Source organism: Streptomyces sp. NPDC055025 (assembly GCF_053608565.1).
Genome location: NZ_JBSGVS010000004.1, coordinates 47,365 through 65,498, shown reverse-complemented (window position 1 = coordinate 65,498; position 18,134 = coordinate 47,365). Strand labels below are relative to the sequence as shown.

15 protein-coding genes are annotated in these 18,134 nt (G+C 69.8%); 9 read left to right on the top strand and 6 right to left on the bottom strand.

The window, feature by feature from the left end:
* The first annotated feature begins 10 nt into the window (after positions 1-10).
* The 6 genes from ACWGDX_RS03955 (at position 11) to ACWGDX_RS03930 (ending at position 6,479) form a co-directional block, all read left to right on the top strand.
* Positions 11-742 carry a sulfotransferase-like domain-containing protein gene (locus ACWGDX_RS03955; RefSeq protein ID WP_453621967.1) on the top strand — a complete coding sequence of 244 codons (732 nt, stop codon included), beginning with the start codon at positions 11-13 and terminating at the stop codon, positions 740-742.
* A gap of 219 nt (positions 743-961) precedes the next feature.
* Positions 962-2,221, top strand: coding sequence for a cytochrome P450 (locus tag ACWGDX_RS03950; protein ID WP_453621965.1), 1,260 nt, complete (start codon positions 962-964; stop codon positions 2,219-2,221).
* Positions 2,218-2,979: a thioesterase II family protein gene (locus ACWGDX_RS03945; protein ID WP_453621963.1), complete on the top strand. Its 762-nt coding sequence runs from the start codon at positions 2,218-2,220 to the stop codon at positions 2,977-2,979. The genes ACWGDX_RS03950 and ACWGDX_RS03945 overlap by 4 nt, the downstream gene beginning before the upstream one ends.
* Before the next feature lie 47 nt (positions 2,980-3,026).
* Positions 3,027-4,187: an acyl-CoA dehydrogenase family protein gene (locus ACWGDX_RS03940; protein ID WP_453621961.1), complete on the top strand. Its 1,161-nt coding sequence runs from the start codon at positions 3,027-3,029 to the stop codon at positions 4,185-4,187.
* Between the two features lie 5 nt (positions 4,188-4,192).
* Complete coding sequence (locus ACWGDX_RS03935; protein WP_453621959.1) at positions 4,193-5,197, top strand: acyl-CoA dehydrogenase family protein; 1,005 nt, start codon at positions 4,193-4,195, stop codon at positions 5,195-5,197.
* Between the two features lie 199 nt (positions 5,198-5,396).
* Positions 5,397-6,479 (top strand): winged helix DNA-binding domain-containing protein, encoded by a 1,083-nt coding sequence (locus ACWGDX_RS03930; RefSeq protein WP_453622186.1) that lies wholly within the window; start codon positions 5,397-5,399, stop codon positions 6,477-6,479.
* 72 nt (positions 6,480-6,551) lie between these two features.
* On the opposite strand, the gene ACWGDX_RS03925 is transcribed toward ACWGDX_RS03930, so the two are convergent.
* The 3 genes from ACWGDX_RS03925 to ACWGDX_RS03915 form a co-directional block, all read right to left on the bottom strand.
* Positions 6,552-7,079, bottom strand: a complete 528-nt coding sequence (locus ACWGDX_RS03925) for a DinB family protein (protein WP_453621957.1) — start codon at positions 7,077-7,079, stop codon at positions 6,552-6,554.
* Between the two features lie 190 nt (positions 7,080-7,269).
* A complete protein-coding gene (locus ACWGDX_RS03920) occupies positions 7,270-8,886 on the bottom strand; it encodes a GMC family oxidoreductase (protein WP_453621955.1) in 1,617 nt (538 codons plus the stop codon).
* 44 nt (positions 8,887-8,930) lie between these two features.
* Positions 8,931-10,385 carry an aldehyde dehydrogenase gene (locus ACWGDX_RS03915; protein ID WP_453621953.1) on the bottom strand — a complete coding sequence of 485 codons (1,455 nt, stop codon included), beginning with the start codon at positions 10,383-10,385 and terminating at the stop codon, positions 8,931-8,933.
* Positions 10,386-10,661: 276 nt separating this feature from the next.
* Here ACWGDX_RS03915 and ACWGDX_RS03910 point away from each other — a divergent pair, with 276 nt between their 5' ends.
* The 3 genes from ACWGDX_RS03910 to ACWGDX_RS03900 all read left to right on the top strand — a co-directional run bounded on the left by ACWGDX_RS03910 (position 10,662) and on the right by ACWGDX_RS03900 (position 14,179).
* Positions 10,662-11,279, top strand: coding sequence for a TetR/AcrR family transcriptional regulator (locus ACWGDX_RS03910; RefSeq protein ID WP_453621951.1), 618 nt, complete (start codon positions 10,662-10,664; stop codon positions 11,277-11,279).
* Positions 11,280-11,316: 37 nt separating this feature from the next.
* Positions 11,317-12,777, top strand: coding sequence for an aldehyde dehydrogenase (locus ACWGDX_RS03905; protein ID WP_453621949.1), 1,461 nt, complete (start codon positions 11,317-11,319; stop codon positions 12,775-12,777).
* Positions 12,778-12,961: 184 nt separating this feature from the next.
* The gene (locus ACWGDX_RS03900; protein WP_453621947.1) at positions 12,962-14,179 is read left to right on the top strand and encodes an FAD-dependent monooxygenase; all 1,218 of its coding nucleotides are present in this window, start codon (positions 12,962-12,964) and stop codon (positions 14,177-14,179) included.
* A gap of 117 nt (positions 14,180-14,296) precedes the next feature.
* On the opposite strand, the gene ACWGDX_RS03895 is transcribed toward ACWGDX_RS03900, so the two are convergent.
* From ACWGDX_RS03895 to ACWGDX_RS03885, 3 genes are read right to left on the bottom strand one after another with little or no spacing between them, the layout of a single operon-like run.
* Positions 14,297-15,025: an ABC transporter ATP-binding protein gene (locus ACWGDX_RS03895; protein WP_453621945.1), complete on the bottom strand. Its 729-nt coding sequence runs from the start codon at positions 15,023-15,025 to the stop codon at positions 14,297-14,299.
* Between the two features lie 10 nt (positions 15,026-15,035).
* Positions 15,036-15,935, bottom strand: a complete 900-nt coding sequence (locus ACWGDX_RS03890) for an ABC transporter ATP-binding protein (RefSeq protein ID WP_453621943.1) — start codon at positions 15,933-15,935, stop codon at positions 15,036-15,038.
* A complete protein-coding gene (locus ACWGDX_RS03885; protein ID WP_453621941.1) occupies positions 15,932-18,133 on the bottom strand; it encodes a branched-chain amino acid ABC transporter permease in 2,202 nt (733 codons plus the stop codon). The genes ACWGDX_RS03890 and ACWGDX_RS03885 overlap by 4 nt, the downstream gene beginning before the upstream one ends.
* Position 18,134: the final 1 nt, after the last annotated feature.

Here is an 18,134-nt window from a genome sequence, read left to right as displayed (position 1 = left end):
GGCTGACGCGATGAGCGCGCCCGCGGACCGCCGTTCGCTGCTCGCCCTGTGGAGCGCACCACGCTCCCGTTCCACGGTGTTCTTCCGGACGATGCTGGAGCGCCCCGATCTGCTGTCGTTGCACGAACCGTTCTGCAATATCGTCAATGACGGCAGGACCGAGGTGGGCGAGCGCGGGATACATTCCACGGACGCCCTGATGGACGTACTGCTCGAAATCTCCGAAGAGCGGGCCGTGTTCTTCAAGGACACCACCGACTGTCAGTACGACGCCGTATTCGAGCGCCAGGACTTCCTGAAGAGCGGACGGCACGCTTTCCTGCTGCGCGATCCGCGGGAGATCATCCCGTCGTTCGCGGCGATCAAACCGGATATGGACCTGCGTGAAGTAGGCCTCGAATATCTCCACCGGATCTACCGGGCGGTGCTCGAAGCCGGCGGCGATCCCGTGGTCCTGGACTCCGACGACTTCGTCGACCGCCCGGAGGCGACGGTGCGGGCGTACTGCGAGGCGGTGGATCTGCCGTTCCGCGGCGACGCTCTGAGCTGGCGGCCGGGGGAGAGGCCGGAATGGCGTCAGTCGGCCCGCTGGCACACCGATGTCAGCGCCAGCTCGACGGTGGAACGCCGGCCGAGGACCTATGAGCGGACGATCGACAACGATCCCTCGCTGCGGCGCTTCTACGAGCACCATCTGCCGTTCTACGAATACCTGTGGGAGCGGCGGCTCCGTGTCGTCTGAGCCCGCCACCGCTGCCACCGCCGCCGTTGTCGGCGGCTACCAGGAGGCCGACTGTGTCACCCTGTCACCCCTTGCCCCTCACCACTCCGACCGGGTTGCCTCTCATAGACTCCACCGTTAGTGTTGCCTCTGCATGAGACTCTACATACACAACATGGACGTCGGATCAGCCACACGTGAAGTCCGCGCTCTGGTCATCGAATCCGAGAGGCACGGTTGATGATTATCTCCAAGCCGCCGTTCTGCCCCGTGCACTTCGAGGCTCCCGATCTGCTCGACTCCGGTTTCCACGCCTCGACGGACATGCACGCGCTGTGGGCCGAGCTGCGTGAGAACCAGCCCCTCTACCGGGCGGACCCCGGCGGCGGACGGGAGCCGTTCTGGGTGGTGACCCGCCATGAGGACGTCAGCAGGGTCCTGCGCAGCCACGCGGAGTTCTCCTCCCGGCGAGGCACGATTCTGAGCATACTTGACCTGAATACGCCGGACATCGCGACCGACAACATGCTGGCCGACACCGATCCGCCGCGGCACAGGGAGTTCCGGGAACCGCTGAACAAGGCGTTCGCCCCGCGTGTGGTCGCCACACAGGAGGAGCTGCTCCGCAACCTGGCGCGGGACATGCTCCAGTCGGCGCTCCAGGCCGATGTCTACGACATCGCCAAGTCGACGATGATGTTCCCGATGGCTGTCACCGGCACGCTCATGGGTCTGCCCCCCGAGTCCTGGGAGCGGCTGGTGGAGCTGGTCATGATGACGATCGCCTACGACGACCCGGACTACTCCACCGGCAGCGGGCAGGCGACCGTACGCCAGGCCCGGCACGAGCTGTTCGAGTACTTCCGCGAGGAATTCTCCAGTCGTTCCCGCGACGACGCCGATCCCGATGTGATCGGCACGCTGCGCGCGATGGACCTGACGGAGGGACCGCTGTCGCAGGAGCAGGCACTGCTGAACTGCTTCGTGCTGCTCATCGGCGCCAATGTCACCACGCCCCATGCGCTCTGCACCTTGTTCACCCTGTGGGCCGAGCACCCCGAACAGTTCCAGGCGGTGCGGGAGAACCCGGATCTTCGCGCCTCCTGCCTCCAGGAGCTTCTGCGCTGGTCGTCGCCGGTCACCGCGCTCATGCGATACGCCGTCTCGGATCTGGAGCTGCACGGACGGACCATCCGGGCAGGCGAACCGGTCAGTGCCTGGCTGGGTTCGGCCAACCGCGACGAGCGGGTCTTCAAGGACCCCTACACCTTCGATGTCACGCGCCAGCCGAACAGGCACGTCGCGTTCGGTGTCGGACCGCACTACTGCATCGGCGCCGGTCTGGCCAAAGTGGGGCTGGAGATCTTCCTCGACGAGATGCTGGACCTGGTGGACACCGTCGAGATCGCCGGTGAGGTGCGCCATGTCGCCTCGCACTTCGTGCCGGGCTACAAGAACATGCCGGTGCGGTTCACGCCCCGGAACGTGGCCGCCAGGTGAGCAGCCACCAGATCCACCGGCCCAGCGCGCGGTTGTGGTTCGACCACCGGTTCCGCTCCGCCACCGCGAGCCACAGTCTGTACTGCTTCCCCTTCGCGGGCGGCTCGGCGACCTACTACGCCGACTGGGTACGGGACTTCACCGGGCCGGTCGAACTGGTACCGGTCCAGTTGCCCGGCCGCGGGGCCAGGATGAGCGAGCCGCCGGCCACCGACATGCTTGAGCTCGCCGACGAGATCGCCGAACTGATCGCCGCCGAGCCCACCGAGCCCCTGCTGTTCGGACACAGCATGGGCGCCATCCTGGCCTTCGAGGTCTCCAGGCGGCTCATCGCCCTCGGCCGCCCCGTCCGGCACTTGTTCGTGAGCGGCCGTCCCGCACCGACCATCGCCCGTCCCGTGCATCGCGTCAGCGACCTTCCGCGCGACGAGTTCGTCCAGATGCTGCGGGAGTACGGTGCCGCGGACGAGGCGGTCTTCGACCACGCCGAGTTGCTGGACCTGCTCATTCCCACGATCAGAGCGGATTTCGCGATGATCGAGAAGTATCGCTGCGACCGAGGACCGCTGCTGTCGTGCCCGGTCTCCGCGTGGTGCGGGGACGGCGACCCCGAGGTGCCACCGACGGCGATGCGCCCCTGGGCGGACCAGACGTCAGGGGCCTTCACCCTCTCCGTGCTGCCGGGCGGACACTTCTTCCTCACCGAGAACAGGTCCCGGATCCTGCGGACGGTCCACGCCGCGATCCGGGCGGCTTGACCACCGATGCTCTGAGCGCCCGCGGACTACCGACAAGGAGCCGGAACGTGGATTTCGATGTTCCACCGGAGACTCTCGACTTCGCGAACGAGGTCGACGGGATTCTGCGGACGCCACAGACCGCACGGCTGCTGCGGAACGTCCAGGCCCGGGAGGACGGCATGGACGGTGACGTCCGTGAGCTGTACCGGTATCTCGGCGACGCGGGAATTCTCGCCCCCTCGTGGCCGGTCGAGTACGGCGGCAGGGGCCTCGACTTCACCGCGACGGTGGCGCTGCTGGAGCAGCTCGTCGCCCATCGGATACCACAGAACCTGTACTGCATCTCGGTGCAGAACGTCGGCTCGCTGATTCTGGCGGCGGGCTCCGAGCCGCAGCGCGGAACACTGCTGCCCGCGATGGCGAGCGCCGACCTGACCGCGTGCATCCTGTTCACCGAACCGGGACACGGCTCCGACCTGGCGGGTATGACCACGACGGCGGTCCGGGACAGCACCGGATGGGTCATCAACGGGCGCAAGACCTACAACCTCAAGAGCGCCTACGCCGACCTGGCCCTCTGCGCGGTGCGTACGGACCCGCGGAGCAGCCAGTACGAAGGGATCACCCTCTTCCTCGTACCGCTGGACGCACCCGGCGTGGTCATCCGTCCCATCCCCAGTCTGGCCGACGAGCAGTTCCACGACATCTGGTTCACCGATGTGCGGGTGGACGAGGACGCGCTGTTCGGCAGCGCCGGCGCGGGATGGTCGCTGATCACCCAGATGTTCGCCGCGGAACGCACCGGCCTGGACTACTACGCGCGGGGGAGGCACTGGCTGAACGTGGCCGCGGACCGTCTCACCGAGGACGGCCGGCGGCCGGCCGACCTCGTCCGTGTCGACCTCGCGCGCCACCGGACGAGGCTGGAGGCCAGCAAGCTGCTGAGCTGTCAGGTGATGCAGAACCTCCAGCAGGGGACCCCCGACATCGCCGAGTCGTCGTTCGCCAAATGGCACTGCAGCGAAACCGCCCAGCGGATCGCGTGGTGGGCGTTGAACGCGCTGGGTCCGGAGATGCTGGAACGCGGACCCGGCGCCGGGGACCGCGTGCTGGAGGCGGCCTTCCGTGAGGCACCCGGAATGACCATCTCCGGCGGTGCCTCGGAGGTCATGCTGGACATCGTGAGCAGTGCTCGCGTATTCGACAACGGGCTGACGGGGGACTGACCGCGATGGACCTGCGACTCGATCCGCTTCAAGAGCGACTGCGGGACGCGGTGGACGCGGTGCTGACCCGCACCGGCGAACTCTCCGCCCAGCTGGCGACCATAGGCGTGCCCACCCTCAGCGCACCGGAACGCTTCGGCGGCCTCGCGCTGGGGCTGAGCGCCGACATCGTGGTCAACGACCGTCTGGGGTACGCGCTGGCGCCGTCGGGCGGTTACCGCGAGACCGTGTTCGCGCTCGACATGCTCGACAGCGACGACGTGCGGACGGAGCGTCTGGCGGAGGTCATCGCCGATGTGCACAAGGGAACGCGGCAGGCGGTGCCGGTCGGCGCGCACCTCCCGGCCGGGGTGCGGGTGACGTCGGGGAGGAGGCTGTGGGGCGAGTCGGAACCGCTGCCCCGCGGCGACGTCGGGCTGTGCGTGGTACGGGCCGTGGACGAGGACGGCGGGAGCGGGTGGTACCTCGTACTCCCGCAGGCCGATACCTGCTCCGTCGAGTCCATCGACCATTTCGGCACGCCCGCCTCGCGGTTGCGGTTCGACGGAGCGGTCGCCGAGCCGCTGCCGGTGAGCGCGGACCACGCGGAGCGTGCCCTCGCGGCGGCGAGACTCCGCCAGGCGGCCCTGCTGCTGGGCATGGCCGACCGGATCCTGGATGTGGCACGCACCCATGTCAACACACGTACACAATCCGGCAAGCCGCTCGTGGAGCGGCAGACGGTCGCGCACCGATTGGCGCTGCTGAAGGGCGAAGCGGACGGCTGGCGACTGCTGCTGCACCGAGCGGCCTGGGAATTCGACTGTGACGAGCGCCCGGCCGCGGCGGCGGTTCTGGCCGTCACGGCCGAACACGCCCAGGTCGCCAGTCGCACCGCGCTCCAATTGCACGGCGTACGGGGAATGCTCGCGCATTCGATGGCGGCGACCGGGTACCGGATGATATCCGTGGAGTCCGTCCGGCTGGGCAGTCCCATCGATCTGTGGACGGAGGCCGCATCCGCAGCCTGACTTCCGCGGTCTGACATCCGCCGCCCGATATCCGCACGCGGATCGAGACTCGCGAACACGAGTTGTATGTGCAGTAATCCCTTGGGCATTGGAGCTTGTCCCGACAAGTGACGTACGTGGTCGCGGTGTAGGGTGAGCACCTGTTGTCTGAGAGGGGTGTCGTGTGAAGGTCAGCTGGAGTCAGGTATTCGCGTGGCGGATGCGGCGGCAATTCCTGGACCCGCGCAGTAAAGGTGACGCGAGCGAGATTGTCAGCAGACTGTGTGGTGTTCAGGCGCAGGTCTGGAGTGCCGGTGAGTTGGCCGTCGCGTTACGGCAGGCGACACCCGACAGGGACAGTGTTGACCGGGGTGTCGCCGATCGGACGCTGATGAAGACCTGGGCGATGCGTGGAACCCTCCATCTGCTGCGCCCGAGTGAGGCCGGCGCCTATCTGTCCCTCATGGCATCGACGGGCAGCTGGCTCAAACCCTCCTGGCAGAAGGCCTCCGGAGTCTCACCGAAGCAGATCGACGAGTTGACCGAAGAGGTGGCCGCCATCCTCGACGAGGGTGCCGTGCTCACCAGGGACCAGTTGGTCACCCGGCTGGTGGCCGACAAGCGATTCCAGAGCATGGAGGAGCGGCTGCGATCGGGATGGGGCTCGGTGCTCAAGCCGCTGGCATGGCGCGGTGTCCTGTGCCACGGTCCGAATCAGGGCAACAAGATCACATTCACCCTGCCGGAGAGGCAGTTCGGATCGGACTGGAAGAAGGTTCCCGAGCCCGACGAGGCGGCACCCGTGGTGATCGAGTCGTATCTGGGTGCCTACGGTCCTGCCACTCCTGAGATCTTCGATCGCTGGCTGTCGCTCAACAGCACGAGCAAGCCGAAGCTGCGGGGCTGGTTCAAGGACATGGGCGACAAGCTGACCGAAGTCGATGTCGAAGGCCGCCAGGCGCTGATGCTGACGGAACACGCGAACGAGATCGCCGACATCGCCCCGTACAAGGGGGCCCGGCTGCTCGGCAGTTTCGATCAGTACGTTCTCGGCCCCGGAACCAAGGACGAGGTGATACTCGCGGCGGAGCACCGTTCCGCGGTGAGCCGTGCCGCCGGATGGATCTCACCGATCGTCGTGATACACGGCCGAGTCGTCGGAGTGTGGGAGATCCTCGACCAGGAGATCGTGGTGACCCCCTTCCCGGACAGCGGCCGTCTGCCGCTGAAGGAGATGGAGAAGGAAGCGGCGCACGTCGCGCGCGCGAGCCGGCTGAGCCGGCTGCCGCTTCGCGTCGTCTGACGTACTCAGGTCCGTTCGGGGCGCGGGGGGTGCCGGTCACCGGTCACCGGGCCCGGTGACCGGATGCGGTGGTCACGAGGCGTGAGCGCGATAGAGATCACGGAGCAGGGCGATCTCCGCTCCGTGATGCATGACCTCACGATTGACGTGCAGGACCAGTGTGGCCATCGGCCGTTCCCCCCACTTGCCTTCGGCGTCCCCTATCGGCCGCCGCAACGTCGTGTCATCGAGCGAGATCACCCCCTTGCGCCAGGCGTGGTATTGCTCCCGCAGCGCCGTGACGCCGTCCTCGGCGGTGACCGGCAGGGGCGCGGTCTCCATGGTCAGCGAACCGTCGCCGAAGTGCGCGCTCGTCCGCGTACCGAGCACCTGGAGCGCGACATGGGTCAGACGCCAGGCGATGGTGGTCACCGGAGGCGGTTCCGGAACCGGCTCCTGCCAGTCGAACATCGCCCGGCCGTCCTCGTCGGTCCGGACCGTCCAGCAGTCCGGCACCGGCTCCCAGAGGTATTCGTCGTCGGTCAGACCAGCCAGCCGGGGCATCAAGTGGTGCTCCCAGTAGAGGTCGAGCTGATCGAGCATTTCGGCGCGCCAGATCATTCAGCAGCACTCCTGTCGGGTCGGTTGTTGCCGCGTATCACGATACCCGGAGCGGAAACCTCACGTGGTCGAGCGGTCGCACAGCGTAGTCGCGATGGTTCGCCGTCGCGCCTCCGTCACCACCGCCCCCAGCTCCACCGGTCTTTGCTCCACCGTTCTTTCACTGCTCGGGTTCCCGCCCGATCCGCTCTTAGGCCCTGGCCCAGGCCCCCGCTCGGAGGAGCGCGGCGGCCTTCTCCGCGATCATGATGGTGGGAGCGTTGGTGTTCCCACTGGTCACCGTCGGCATGACCGAGGCGTCCACGACACGCAGCCCGTCCACACCGCGCACCCTGAGCCGGGGGTCCACCACGGACTCTTCGCCGTGGCCCATCGCGCATGTCCCCACCGGGTGGTAGCACGTGGCGCTCCACTCGCGGATATGGGCGTGCCACGCCGCGTCGTCGAGGGAGTCGAGGTCCTTGGTGTCCGGAAGGTACGGGCGGGCGAGGTGATCGGCGAAGGGCGGGCAGTGCGCGATGCCGGCCACTGCCCGAAGCCCCTCGGTCAGGAGGTCCAGATCCGCGGGATCGTCGAAATACCGGGGATCGATGAGCGGGTGCGCCCGTGGATCGGACGACGCGAGGCGGACGGTCCCGCGCGCTGCCGGATTCAGGGCGGTCGAGTTCATCGTGAACACCGGCCGCTGAGGTATCTCCTCTCCGCTGAGGATCAAGGCCGTTGCCCCGCCGCACAGTTGGATGTCGGGCCTGTCGTGCCTGCGCCCGCCTTCGGTGGAGCTGAGGAACGCGCCGACCTCTCCGTAGTTGGAGGCGAACGGTCCGCCGCCCGTGGTGCGCCACAGTTCCAGATGCTCCGGTGTGAGCAGGTCCCGGACGATGTCGCTGGTGTTCCTGGTCTCCCACACGACGGGGGCCAGCAGTTGGTCCTGGAGATTGCGCCCGACTCCCGGCAGTGGCACCCGCACATCGATGTCCAGATCACCGAGGTCGTCCGGGGGCCCTATCCCGGACAGAAGCAGCAGCTGCGGTGAGTTGACGGCTCCCGCGCAGACGACGACCTCCGCGTCGGCGTACGCGGTCTCCTCCGCCCCGTCCGCCAGATACGACACACCGGCCGCCCTGGAGCCCGCCAGAACGATCCGCGTCACCAAGGTGCCGGACCGTACGGTGAGATTGGGGCGTGCGAGGACCGGGTGCAGATAGGCGTCGGCGGTGGAGCAGCGGCGCCCGTTGTGACAGGTCACCTGATACGGGCCGGCGCCGAGCGGCGACGGCCCGGCGAAGTCGTCGTTGTGGTCGAGTCCCCATGCCAGGGCCGAATCCACCCAGGCGCTGGACAGTTCGTGGGTGTAGAGGCGGTCCTCGACATGGAGCGGACCGTCCGACCCGTGATAGGGCGGGCGCAGACGCCGGTGGGACTCGGATGCGACGAAGTACGGGAGTACATCGTCGTAGCCCCAGCCGTCCGCTCCGAAGTCGTCGCGCCAGCCGTCGTAGTCGTGCCTGTTGCCCCGGATGTAGATCATGACGTTGGTGGAGGACGATCCGCCCAGCGTTCTGCCCCGGGGCCAGTAGAACGTGCGGCCCGGCGGTGACTGTTCGACCGTCCGGTAGTTCCAGTCGACGTCCGACTTGAACAGCGTCCCGAGTGCGGCCGGTATACGCAGGGTCTCGTCGGTGTCGGGATGCCCGGCCTCCAGCAGGAGCACGCGGGCGGAGCCGTCACCGCTGAGGCGGTTGGCCAGTACGCACCCGGCGCTCCCCGCGCCGACGATGAGGTAGTCGTAGCTTTCCGTCCTGGTCATGGGTGGTCCTCGGGTCGTGTCCGGTCACCGCGCCGGGCGTCCGGTCATGGGCGGTAGATCGACTGGAGCTCCTGGTACGCCCGGAGTCCTTCGGGGCCCAGTTCCCTGCCGAGTCCGCTGGCCTTCCTGCCGCCGTAGGGGGAGGTGATGTCGGGGAGATAGCCGTTGAGTCCCACCGTCCCGGTACGGATGCGCCGGGCGACCCGGGCGCCCCGGTCGAGATCGGCCGTCCACACCGTGCCCGCCAGGCCGTACGCCGAGTCGTTGGCGAGACGTACGGCCTCGTCCTCGCCGTCGTACGGCGTGATGGTCAGCACAGGACCGAAGATCTCCTCCCGCGCGACGGTGGACGAGTTGTCCACGTCGGCGAGGATCGTGGGTTCGACGAACCAGCCCCGGTCGAGTCCGGCCGGCCGGCCTCCGCCCGTGGTCAGCCGGGCGCCCTCGCTGAGGCCCTGGCGGACATAGCCCTCCACCCGGTCCCGTTGCGGGGCGCTGACGAGCGGGCCGATCTGTGTGGCGCGGTCGAGCGCGTCGCCCACGACGGCGCCTTGCGCCATCGCGGTGTACAGCTCCACGATCTCGGGATAGCGGCCGCGCGGAGCCAGGATCCTGGTGCTGGCGAAGCAGGTCTGGCCGTTGTTGATCAGGCTGGCCATGAAGAGCTGTTCGAGGTGGGAGCCCAGGTCCGCGTCATCGAGGATGACCGCGGCCGACTTGCCTCCCAGTTCCAGGGTCACCGGCCGTATCAGCGCCGCGCACGCGGCGGCGACCCGGCGGCCCGCCGCGGTCGATCCGGTGAACGACACCTTGTCGACACCGGGATGGGAGACCAGGTACGCGCCTGCCTCGGGCCCGCCGGGCACGATATTGATCACGCCCTCGGGGAGACCCGCCGTCTCGACCGCGTCCGCCAGCAACGCCGGGTCCAGCACTGTCTGCGGCGCCGGTTTGAGCACGAGCGTGCAGCCCGCCGCCAGGGCGGGAGCGATCTTGAAGAAAGCCATGGTCTGGGGGAAGTTCCAGGTCATGATGGCCGCCACCACACCTATGGGTTCCCGGCGGACCACCGTGGTGCCCTGCGGCAGGCCGACGCGGGTTTCCTCACCGGTCGCACCGGCCGCACCGGTCGCGTCGGCGACCAGCCCGGCGTAGTAACGCAACAGCATGGCCGGGACCTTGCCCTCGAAGGGCTCGGCGGTGGAGATCGGCATACCGTTCTGCGCGCTGACGGTCCTCGCCATCATCTCGCTTCCGGCGTCCAGTGCTTCCGCGAGCCTCACCATGGCCGCCGCGCGCCGCTCCGGCTCCCAGGTGGGCCAGCCGCCCGGCGCGTCGAACGCGGAGCGGGCCGCCTGGACGGCGTGGTCGATGTCCAGGTCCACCCCGGCGGGAGCCGAGCCCAGATATTCACCGGTGCTGGCGGATGTCGCGGTGATGGTGTCGCCGCCCGCGGGCGCCGTCCACTTCCCCCCGATGAACAGGTGATTCACCTTCATGGCACGTGCTTCTCTCGGTTGCGCTGTGCTGGGCGCGCGCCCCGCGACCGGATTCGCCGCCCGGCGGACAGACGGGCGCACCTGGTTCTGGCGGCCACCGGCGGGTGGTGATGACTCCACCTGGTGGCGACTTGTCTTATTTGTTACTGATGTCCGTCAGGGTACACCCATCTGGTGGCGCATGCCATCAGATGGCTGCGGAGCGCTGCCGGAGGGCCGCTGACCGGTCGGCGGGCCACGGCCGTCGCTACCATGGAGCCCGAGGAGTCTGGTCGCATGAGAACGTATGACGGCATGACCGCCGAGGAACGCGTCTCGGTACGGCGCCACCGCATCATGGAAGCCGGGCTCGATCTCTTCCACGCCCAGGGCTACACCCGCACCTCGATCCGCGCGGTGCTGCGCCGCAGCAGGTTGCAGGACAGGTATTTCGCGGAGAATTTCGCGTCTCTCGACGAATTGATGGCGGAAATCCTCAAGGAGATGAACGAGGAAGAGGCCGCGCGCTGCCGGAGCGTCCTCGACAGGACCGGAACCCGTCGCGACAGGGCGCGAGGAGTACTCGACGTCCTGGCCCGCGGAGTCACCGACGATCCGCGCAAGGGGCGTGTCAAACTCATCGAATCCCTCGCGGCGGGCCCGCTGGCGGCGAAGGAACGGCGGCGCGGGATGCGGTACATGGCCGAGCTGGTGGAATCACTGCTCCGTGAGGACTGGCCCGACCCGGGAATCGATGTCACGGCGATGTCCTTGGCCGTGGTCGGCGGTGTGAACCAGATTCTTCTGAACTGGGCGGACGGCGGCATTCAATTCTCTCGCGAGGGCGTCGTCGAACAGGCACTCCATCTGTTCGAGGCCGTGGCCGCATTCGGCGGTGCCCCGGGCGACGCCTGAAGGAACCATAATCCCTCCGTAACATGGGGAAACAGCCATGGAAAGTGACACGTTTACGGAACATGACCGGCTGTTCATCGGTGGCGGATGGGCCGCCCCGCATTCCACAGTCCGTATTCCGGTGACCTCACCGATGTCCGAGCGGTTCATCGGATCGGTCCCGGAGGCTGATGAAGAGGATGTCGATACGGCGGTGTCGGCCGCCCGTGCCGCGTTCGACGACCCGGGGGGATGGGCGCACTGGGAGCCCGCCCGCCGGGCGGAGGCGCTGAACCGTTTCGCCGCCGCGTTGGAGGCACGCGGTGGTCGGACCGCCCGGCAGGTCACGGCCCAGAACGGTATGCCCATCGTGTTCTCCGAGCCGGTCGAGGGGCGCGCACCCGCCTTCCTGCTGCGGCACGCTGCCGAACTGATCACGCGGGAGCCGCTCGAACGCGTACGGGAACGGGCCGACGGCACCGGGAGCACACTGATCCGCCGGGAACCCGTCGGCGTGGTCGGAGCCATCGCCCCTTGGAACTTCCCCCAGTCATTGGCGGCGTTCAAATACGCGTCCGCCCTCGCCGCCGGATGCACGGTGATCCTCAAGCCGTCGCCGGAAACCGTGCTCGACTCCGTCCTGCTCGCCGACGCGGCCGGGGAAGCGGGCCTGCCGGCCGGAGTCATGAACATCGTGTTCGGCGGCACCGAGGCCGGCGCCGCGCTCGTCCGTCACCCGGACGTGGACAAGATCGGGTTCACCGGGTCGACCGCCGTCGGACGTCTGATCGCCGAGAACTGCGCGCGCCTGCTCAGGCCCGTCACGCTCGAACTCGGCGGCAAGTCCGCTGCCGTCCTGCTCGACGACGCGGACATCGAAGCAGTGGTGAACAGCCCCGCGTTCTCGGCCATGACCCTGTTCGACAGCGGCCAGACCTGCTGGGCGTCGACCCGGATCCTGGCGCCGCGCTCCCGCTACGAGGAGACCGTCGAAGCGGTGGCGTCCATGATGGCGGGGCTGGTCGTCGGTGACCCCTTCGACCCGGGAACACGGATCGGTCCCATGGTCAGCGAGAAGCACCGGACGCGGGTGGAAGGGTATATCGCCAAGGGGGTGGGGGAAGGGGCCCGTCTGGTGACCGGAGGGGGCCGCCCCCGCCACCTGGAAACGGGATGGTTCGTCGAACCCACCCTTTTCGCGGACGTCGACAACCGCTCCACCATCGCCCAGGAGGAGATCTTCGGTCCTGTCCTGTGTGTGATCCCCTACCGGGACGACACCGACGCCGTACGCCTTGCCAACGACTCCTCCTACGGACTGGCCGGCAGTGTGTGGACCGGCGACACGGACCGCGCGATCACCGTCGCCCGCCGCGTCCGCACCGGTGTCTTCTCGGTCAACGGACAGCGCACCGATCTGGGTGCCCCGTTCGGAGGCGAGAAGGACAGCGGACTCGGACGGGAACTGGGCACGGAAGGGCTGGCTTCCTACCAGCGACTCCAGTCGGTCTTCGTGTGAACGGCGCCGCGAGGCCCCTCGGCGTGGCCGCGAGGGTGACGCGGATCGATAGGATTCCGTCCGGGACCTGATCGCGGAGGAACGGGCCAACGAGCGCCGATCCAGGCGGACTTCGGCCGGTCATGTCGTTGCGACAGCGTCCGGAACGGTGACCGGAACACCAAGCAAAAGGGGAGAGCCAGTCATGCGCGGAGGCAGCGTCGCTGTGGTCGGCGGCAGCATAGCGGGGTGTGCCACGGCCTTGGCCGCGTCGCGCGGCGGAGCCGGGAAGATCACGGTCTTCGAGCGGGCCGACGCCCGACTGCGCGACAGGGGAGTGGGAATCGCCCTTCACAGCGACCGGTACGACGAGCTGAGGGACGCGGGCTATGTGGCACCCGAGATGCCCTGGGCGCCCCTGACCCGGCGGGTGTGGAGCATGCGCGACGGCGAGGCGGACCACGGCCGGGCCATCGGTGAGCAGCCGTTCCCCTTCCGCGCCTACAGCTGGGGCTCCCTGTGGAGCGAGCTGCGCCGCCGGGTGCCCGAGGAGGTCTCCTACCGGTCCGGCGCGACGGTCACCGGTGTGGAGCCGGACGCCGACGGTGTGACACTGCGGCTCGCGGACGGACACCAGGAGCACTTCGATGTGGTGATCGGGGCCGACGGGTACCGCTCCGTCGTCCGCGAGGCCATGTTCCCCGGTGTCAGCGCGACGTACGCCGGTTACATCGGCTGGCGCGGCACGTCGTCGGACGTCGCCGGCCTCCCCTCGGACGGCCAGGACGCGCACAACATCGTCTTCCCCGGCGGCCACTGCATGATCTACCGCATCCCGGACGGCGCCGGCGGGCACCGGCTCAACTGGGTGCTCTACACGACACCCCCGCGGACCGACGGCCTCCACCCCGACCTGCGGACCCCGACCTCCCTGCCGCCGGGCCGTCTGCACGAGGAACTGACCGCGCGTCTGCGGGCCCTGGTGGCCGACAACTTCCCGCCGTACTGGGCTCTCAGGGTGCTCCGCACGCCTCCCGAGACCACTTTCATCCAGCCCATCTACGACCTGGAGGTGCCCCACTACACCTCGGGACGGATGGCGCTCGTCGGCGACGCCGCCAGTGTCGCCCGGCCGCACATCGGCGGCGGCAGTGTGAAGGCGCTCCAGGACGCCACCGCCCTGGAGGCCGCCTGGGTGGCGGGGAGCGGCTGGCAGGAGGTCCTGGCGAGGTACGACGCCGACCGCCGCGCCGTCGGGACGGCCATGGTCGCGCTCGCCCGCAGGATGGGCAGCGCACAGGTCGAGAACACACCGGACTGGTCCGCCATGGGCCAGCCGGAGTTCGATGTGTGGTGGCAGGACCAGAACAAGGGCTCCGACCGGCGCAGCGGCTTCGGCGGCCACAGCATCAAGGCCGGGTAGGGCCGGAGCGCGACGAGGGCGGTGACCGCGCACCGGTCACCGCCCGCTCCCCGTACCGCTTGTAGGCCGGTACCGCCCGCGTGCCGGTACCGCTCGTAGGCCGGTACCGCTTCCGTCTCAGAGTGCCGTCGGCGCGAGTTCGAGCGCGGCGTGCAGCGCGCCGGCATCGGCACGGGCGTCCGCGCCGTCCAGTCGCAGTGTCGCCCGCCCCGAGGTGAGAACCGTGAGCGTACGGGCGCACTCGGCCGCCTGCGCAGGGCTGGGGGACACCAGCAGTACGGCGATGCCCTCGTCCGCCAGTGTGGTCACCAGCTCGTAGACCTGCCGGACGAGTACGGGCGCGAGGCCCTCGGTCGGCTCGTCGAGCAGCAGCACGTTCGGCGAGCCGAGCAGCGCGCGGGCCAGGGCCAGCATCTGCTGTTCACCGCCGGACAGGTCCGATCCGCGGTTGCCCCGGCGCTCGCCCAGCCGGGGCAGCAGTTCCAGGACGCGCGCGGGGGTCCACACGCTGGGGCGTGTGGTGTCGCCACGGCGCGGCGGACGGTAGGACAGCCGCAGGTGTTCGGCGACGGTGAGCCCGGCGAACACCCGGCGGCCCTGCGGTACGAGACCGATCCCGGCGCGGGCGATCCGGTGTGCGGGCTGTCCCGTCACATCCCGGCCGTCGAGCCGTACGGTGCCGGCGCTGGGGCGCGTCAGTCCGGCGACGGTGTGGACCAGGGTGGTCTTGCCGGCGCCGTTGTGGCCGACGATGGCGTGGACCGTGCCGGCGGGCACCGACAGATCGAGACCGTGGAGGACGGTGCCGCCGTGGTAGCCCGCGGTCAGGCCGGTGAGTTCGAGCATCGGGGGTCGGTCATCCTCTCGCGTCGGCGGACGGATCGGGGGACGGATCGGGGGACGCGTCGGCGGCCGGGCCGGCGGTGGCCGCGCCGGCGGCCTCGGTGTCGGAGCCCGGGACGTCGGCCATGGCCTGGTCCGCCGCCCTGCCGGTGTTGTGGTAGGCGTCGCGGACCTCGGGGTGCGCGAGCACCTCCTGGGTCGGACCGGTGACGAGCACCCGTCCGGCGGCCAGGACGGTCACGGTCGCGGCGAGTTGGGCGACGACCTCGACATGGTGCTCGACCAGCACGATCGCGACGCTCTCCGGCAGGCTTCCCAGGACGCCGAGCAGTCGGCCGATGTCGCCGTCGGTCAGCCCGGCCGCCGGCTCGTCCAGGAGCAGCAGGCGTGGCTCGCCCGCCAGCGCGGCCGCGAGGTCGAGCATGCGGCGCTGTCCGTGGGAGAGCGCCGAGGCCGGCCGGTGGGCGATGTCCGCGAGACCGACGGCCTCCAGATGGCGGCCCGCGGACTCGGTGTGCAGCCGGTAGCGGGACGGGCGCCGCCAGGCACCGCGGCGCTTCGGATGGTGCGGCCAGCCGGCCAGTACGACGTTTTCCAGCACCGTCAACTCGCCTATCACCGACGGCTGCTGGAAGCTGCGGGCGATACCGAGACGGCTGCGCCTGGCGGTGGCCGTACGGGTGATGTCCGTGCCGTCCAGGACGATGGTGCCCCGGTCGGGCCGGTCGGTACCCGCGATGAGGTTGAGCAGGGTGGTCTTGCCAGCGCCGTTGGGGCCGATGACGGCGTGCCGGGCGCCCGCGGGAAGCCGCAGGCTGACGTCGTCGACGGCGGTGAGACTGCCGTAGCTGCGGGTGAGACGGGTGAGGTCCAGCACCGGGGATGCCGATGCGACGGTCGGCGTGGGCGTCATGGGGAGACCTCCCCGGTGGGGGGCGTGGCGCGCGCGGACGTGGACGCGACCGGGGGCCGCTCGCCGGGCCGGGGCTCGCCGGGCCGGGGCTCGCCGGGCGGGGACCCGTCGGACGTCGGCCCGCTCCGACCGGATCCGCCGCGCAGCCCGGCCAGACCGCGAGGCAGCAGATACACGGCCGCGACGAACAGCACGCCGAGCAGCAGCGGCCCGTGGCCGGGCCACGAACTGGCGACCCAGTCCCGGGTGATGACGATCAGCCCGGCGCCCATCAGGGCGCCGATCACGGACGTCGTACCGCCGATGACGGCCGCCAGCAGCGCGAACGCGGCGATCTCGAAGCCGACGTCGGCGGGGGAGAGATACTGCTGGACGGTGACCATCAGCGAGCCGCCGACACCGGCCAGCGCGCCGGCGCAGACATGCGCCACCAGCAGATAGCGCCCCACCGGGTGCCCCGAGGCACGCATCCGCGCCTCGGCGCCCCGGGTGCCGGTCAGCAGCTTCCCGGCCGGGGAGCGCAGCACGAGCAGGGTGACGGTGACGGCCATGACGGCGACGACGAGCGCGTAGGTGTAGACCTCGCTCTCCTCGAACATCCCCTCCCCGCCCCACAGCGCCTGTGTGGAGGGGAACCCGACGAGACCGTCGGCGCCGCCGGTGACGGACTTGAACTGGTTGATGACCGCGCCGGTCAGCTCACCGATTGCCAGCGTGATCATCAGCACGGTGGTGCCACGGGCCCGGATCACGGCGGGCCCCGTCACCGCGGAGAAGACCGCGGCCGCGAGCGCCGAGAGGACGATCTGGACCGGGCCCATGGTCCACCCGGCCTGCGCGAGATTCGCGGTGGCGTACGCGCCGACGGCGTACGGCGCGGTCTGCCCGAGGGTGGGCAGTCCCGCGTAGCCGGTGAGAACGGTGACACTGACCGCGAGCAGCCCCAGAGCCAGGGCGGAACCGGCCAGCGAGATGCTGTACGGATCGAGCATCCCCGGCAGCGCGAGCAGCAGCGCGAGCAGCACGAGCAGCGGAGCGGCCCGCCGCCACGCGACCCCGCGCGAAAGCCGACCGATCCGGGCGAGCGCGCCCCCGCCCCTGCCGGACGACCCCGCCGCACCGGCCGAACGGGCGTGCTCCGTAACGGACTTCGCCTCATCCGTCCCAGGTGCCGGCCGGGCGTCCCGCTCGGGGTCGTTCGTCGGGATCTGTCCGGGCGCCGTGGCATCCCGGCCCGCACCCGCCCCCGTCGCCCCGCGCGGTCGCCACCGCGCGGCGAGGTGGCGGCGGAGCCGGGCCAGCGGGTCCGGGGACGGGCCCTCCGGGCCGTGCGCGGTCGCCGGTTCCGCGAAGCGCGAGCGGAGCACCAGCACCGCCGCCATCGCGGCGAAGAGCAGATACGGCGCCAGGTCCGGCGCCACCGAGACGCCCAGCGTCTGGACCTCGCCCACGGCGATCGCCGCGAAGAACGTCGCCCAGAGCGAGCGCAGCCCGCCGAGCACGACCACCACGAGGGACAGCATCAGCACGTTCTCGGACGTGCCGGGCCCGGGACCGATGATCGGCGCCCCGAGCACGCCCGCCGCACCGGCCAGGGCACCCGACGCCGCGAGGACGCCGGTGTGCACCGCCCGGGGGTTGTGGCCGGTGGCCGCGAGCATCTGCGGATCGTCGGCGGTGGCCCGTACCGCCGCGCCCACGCGGGTCCGGGTCAGCACCCAGGTGCCGAACACGGCGAGCAGCACGGCCATCACGATGAAGCAGAGCCGGTACGCGGGGTACCGGTGGCCCAGCAGCGTCACCGAGGAGTCGAGGGCCTCGGGGACGCGTACCGGAAGCTCGTCCGCCCCGAAGAGCTGGATGAGCAGATCACCGCCGACCAGGGCGAGCCCGAAGGTCAGCAGTGCCTGAGCGAGATGCCCACGCCTGGCGAGCGGAACCGTCGCGGCGGACAGCCCCGCCCCGGCGACGCACGCCGCCGCGGTTCCGGCGGCCAGCCCGAGGGCGAGGCCGCCCCAGGTTCCGTCGCTCAACTCGGCCCCCGTGTAGGCGCCGATCGCGTACAGCGTGCCGTGCGAGAGATTCAGCACGCCCGCGGTGCCGAAGGCGAGACTCAGACCGGCGGCGACCACGAACAGCAGCAGCCCGTAGGCCACCCCGTCCACCGCCGGCATGAGGTGGGCATCAAGGAGTTCCACA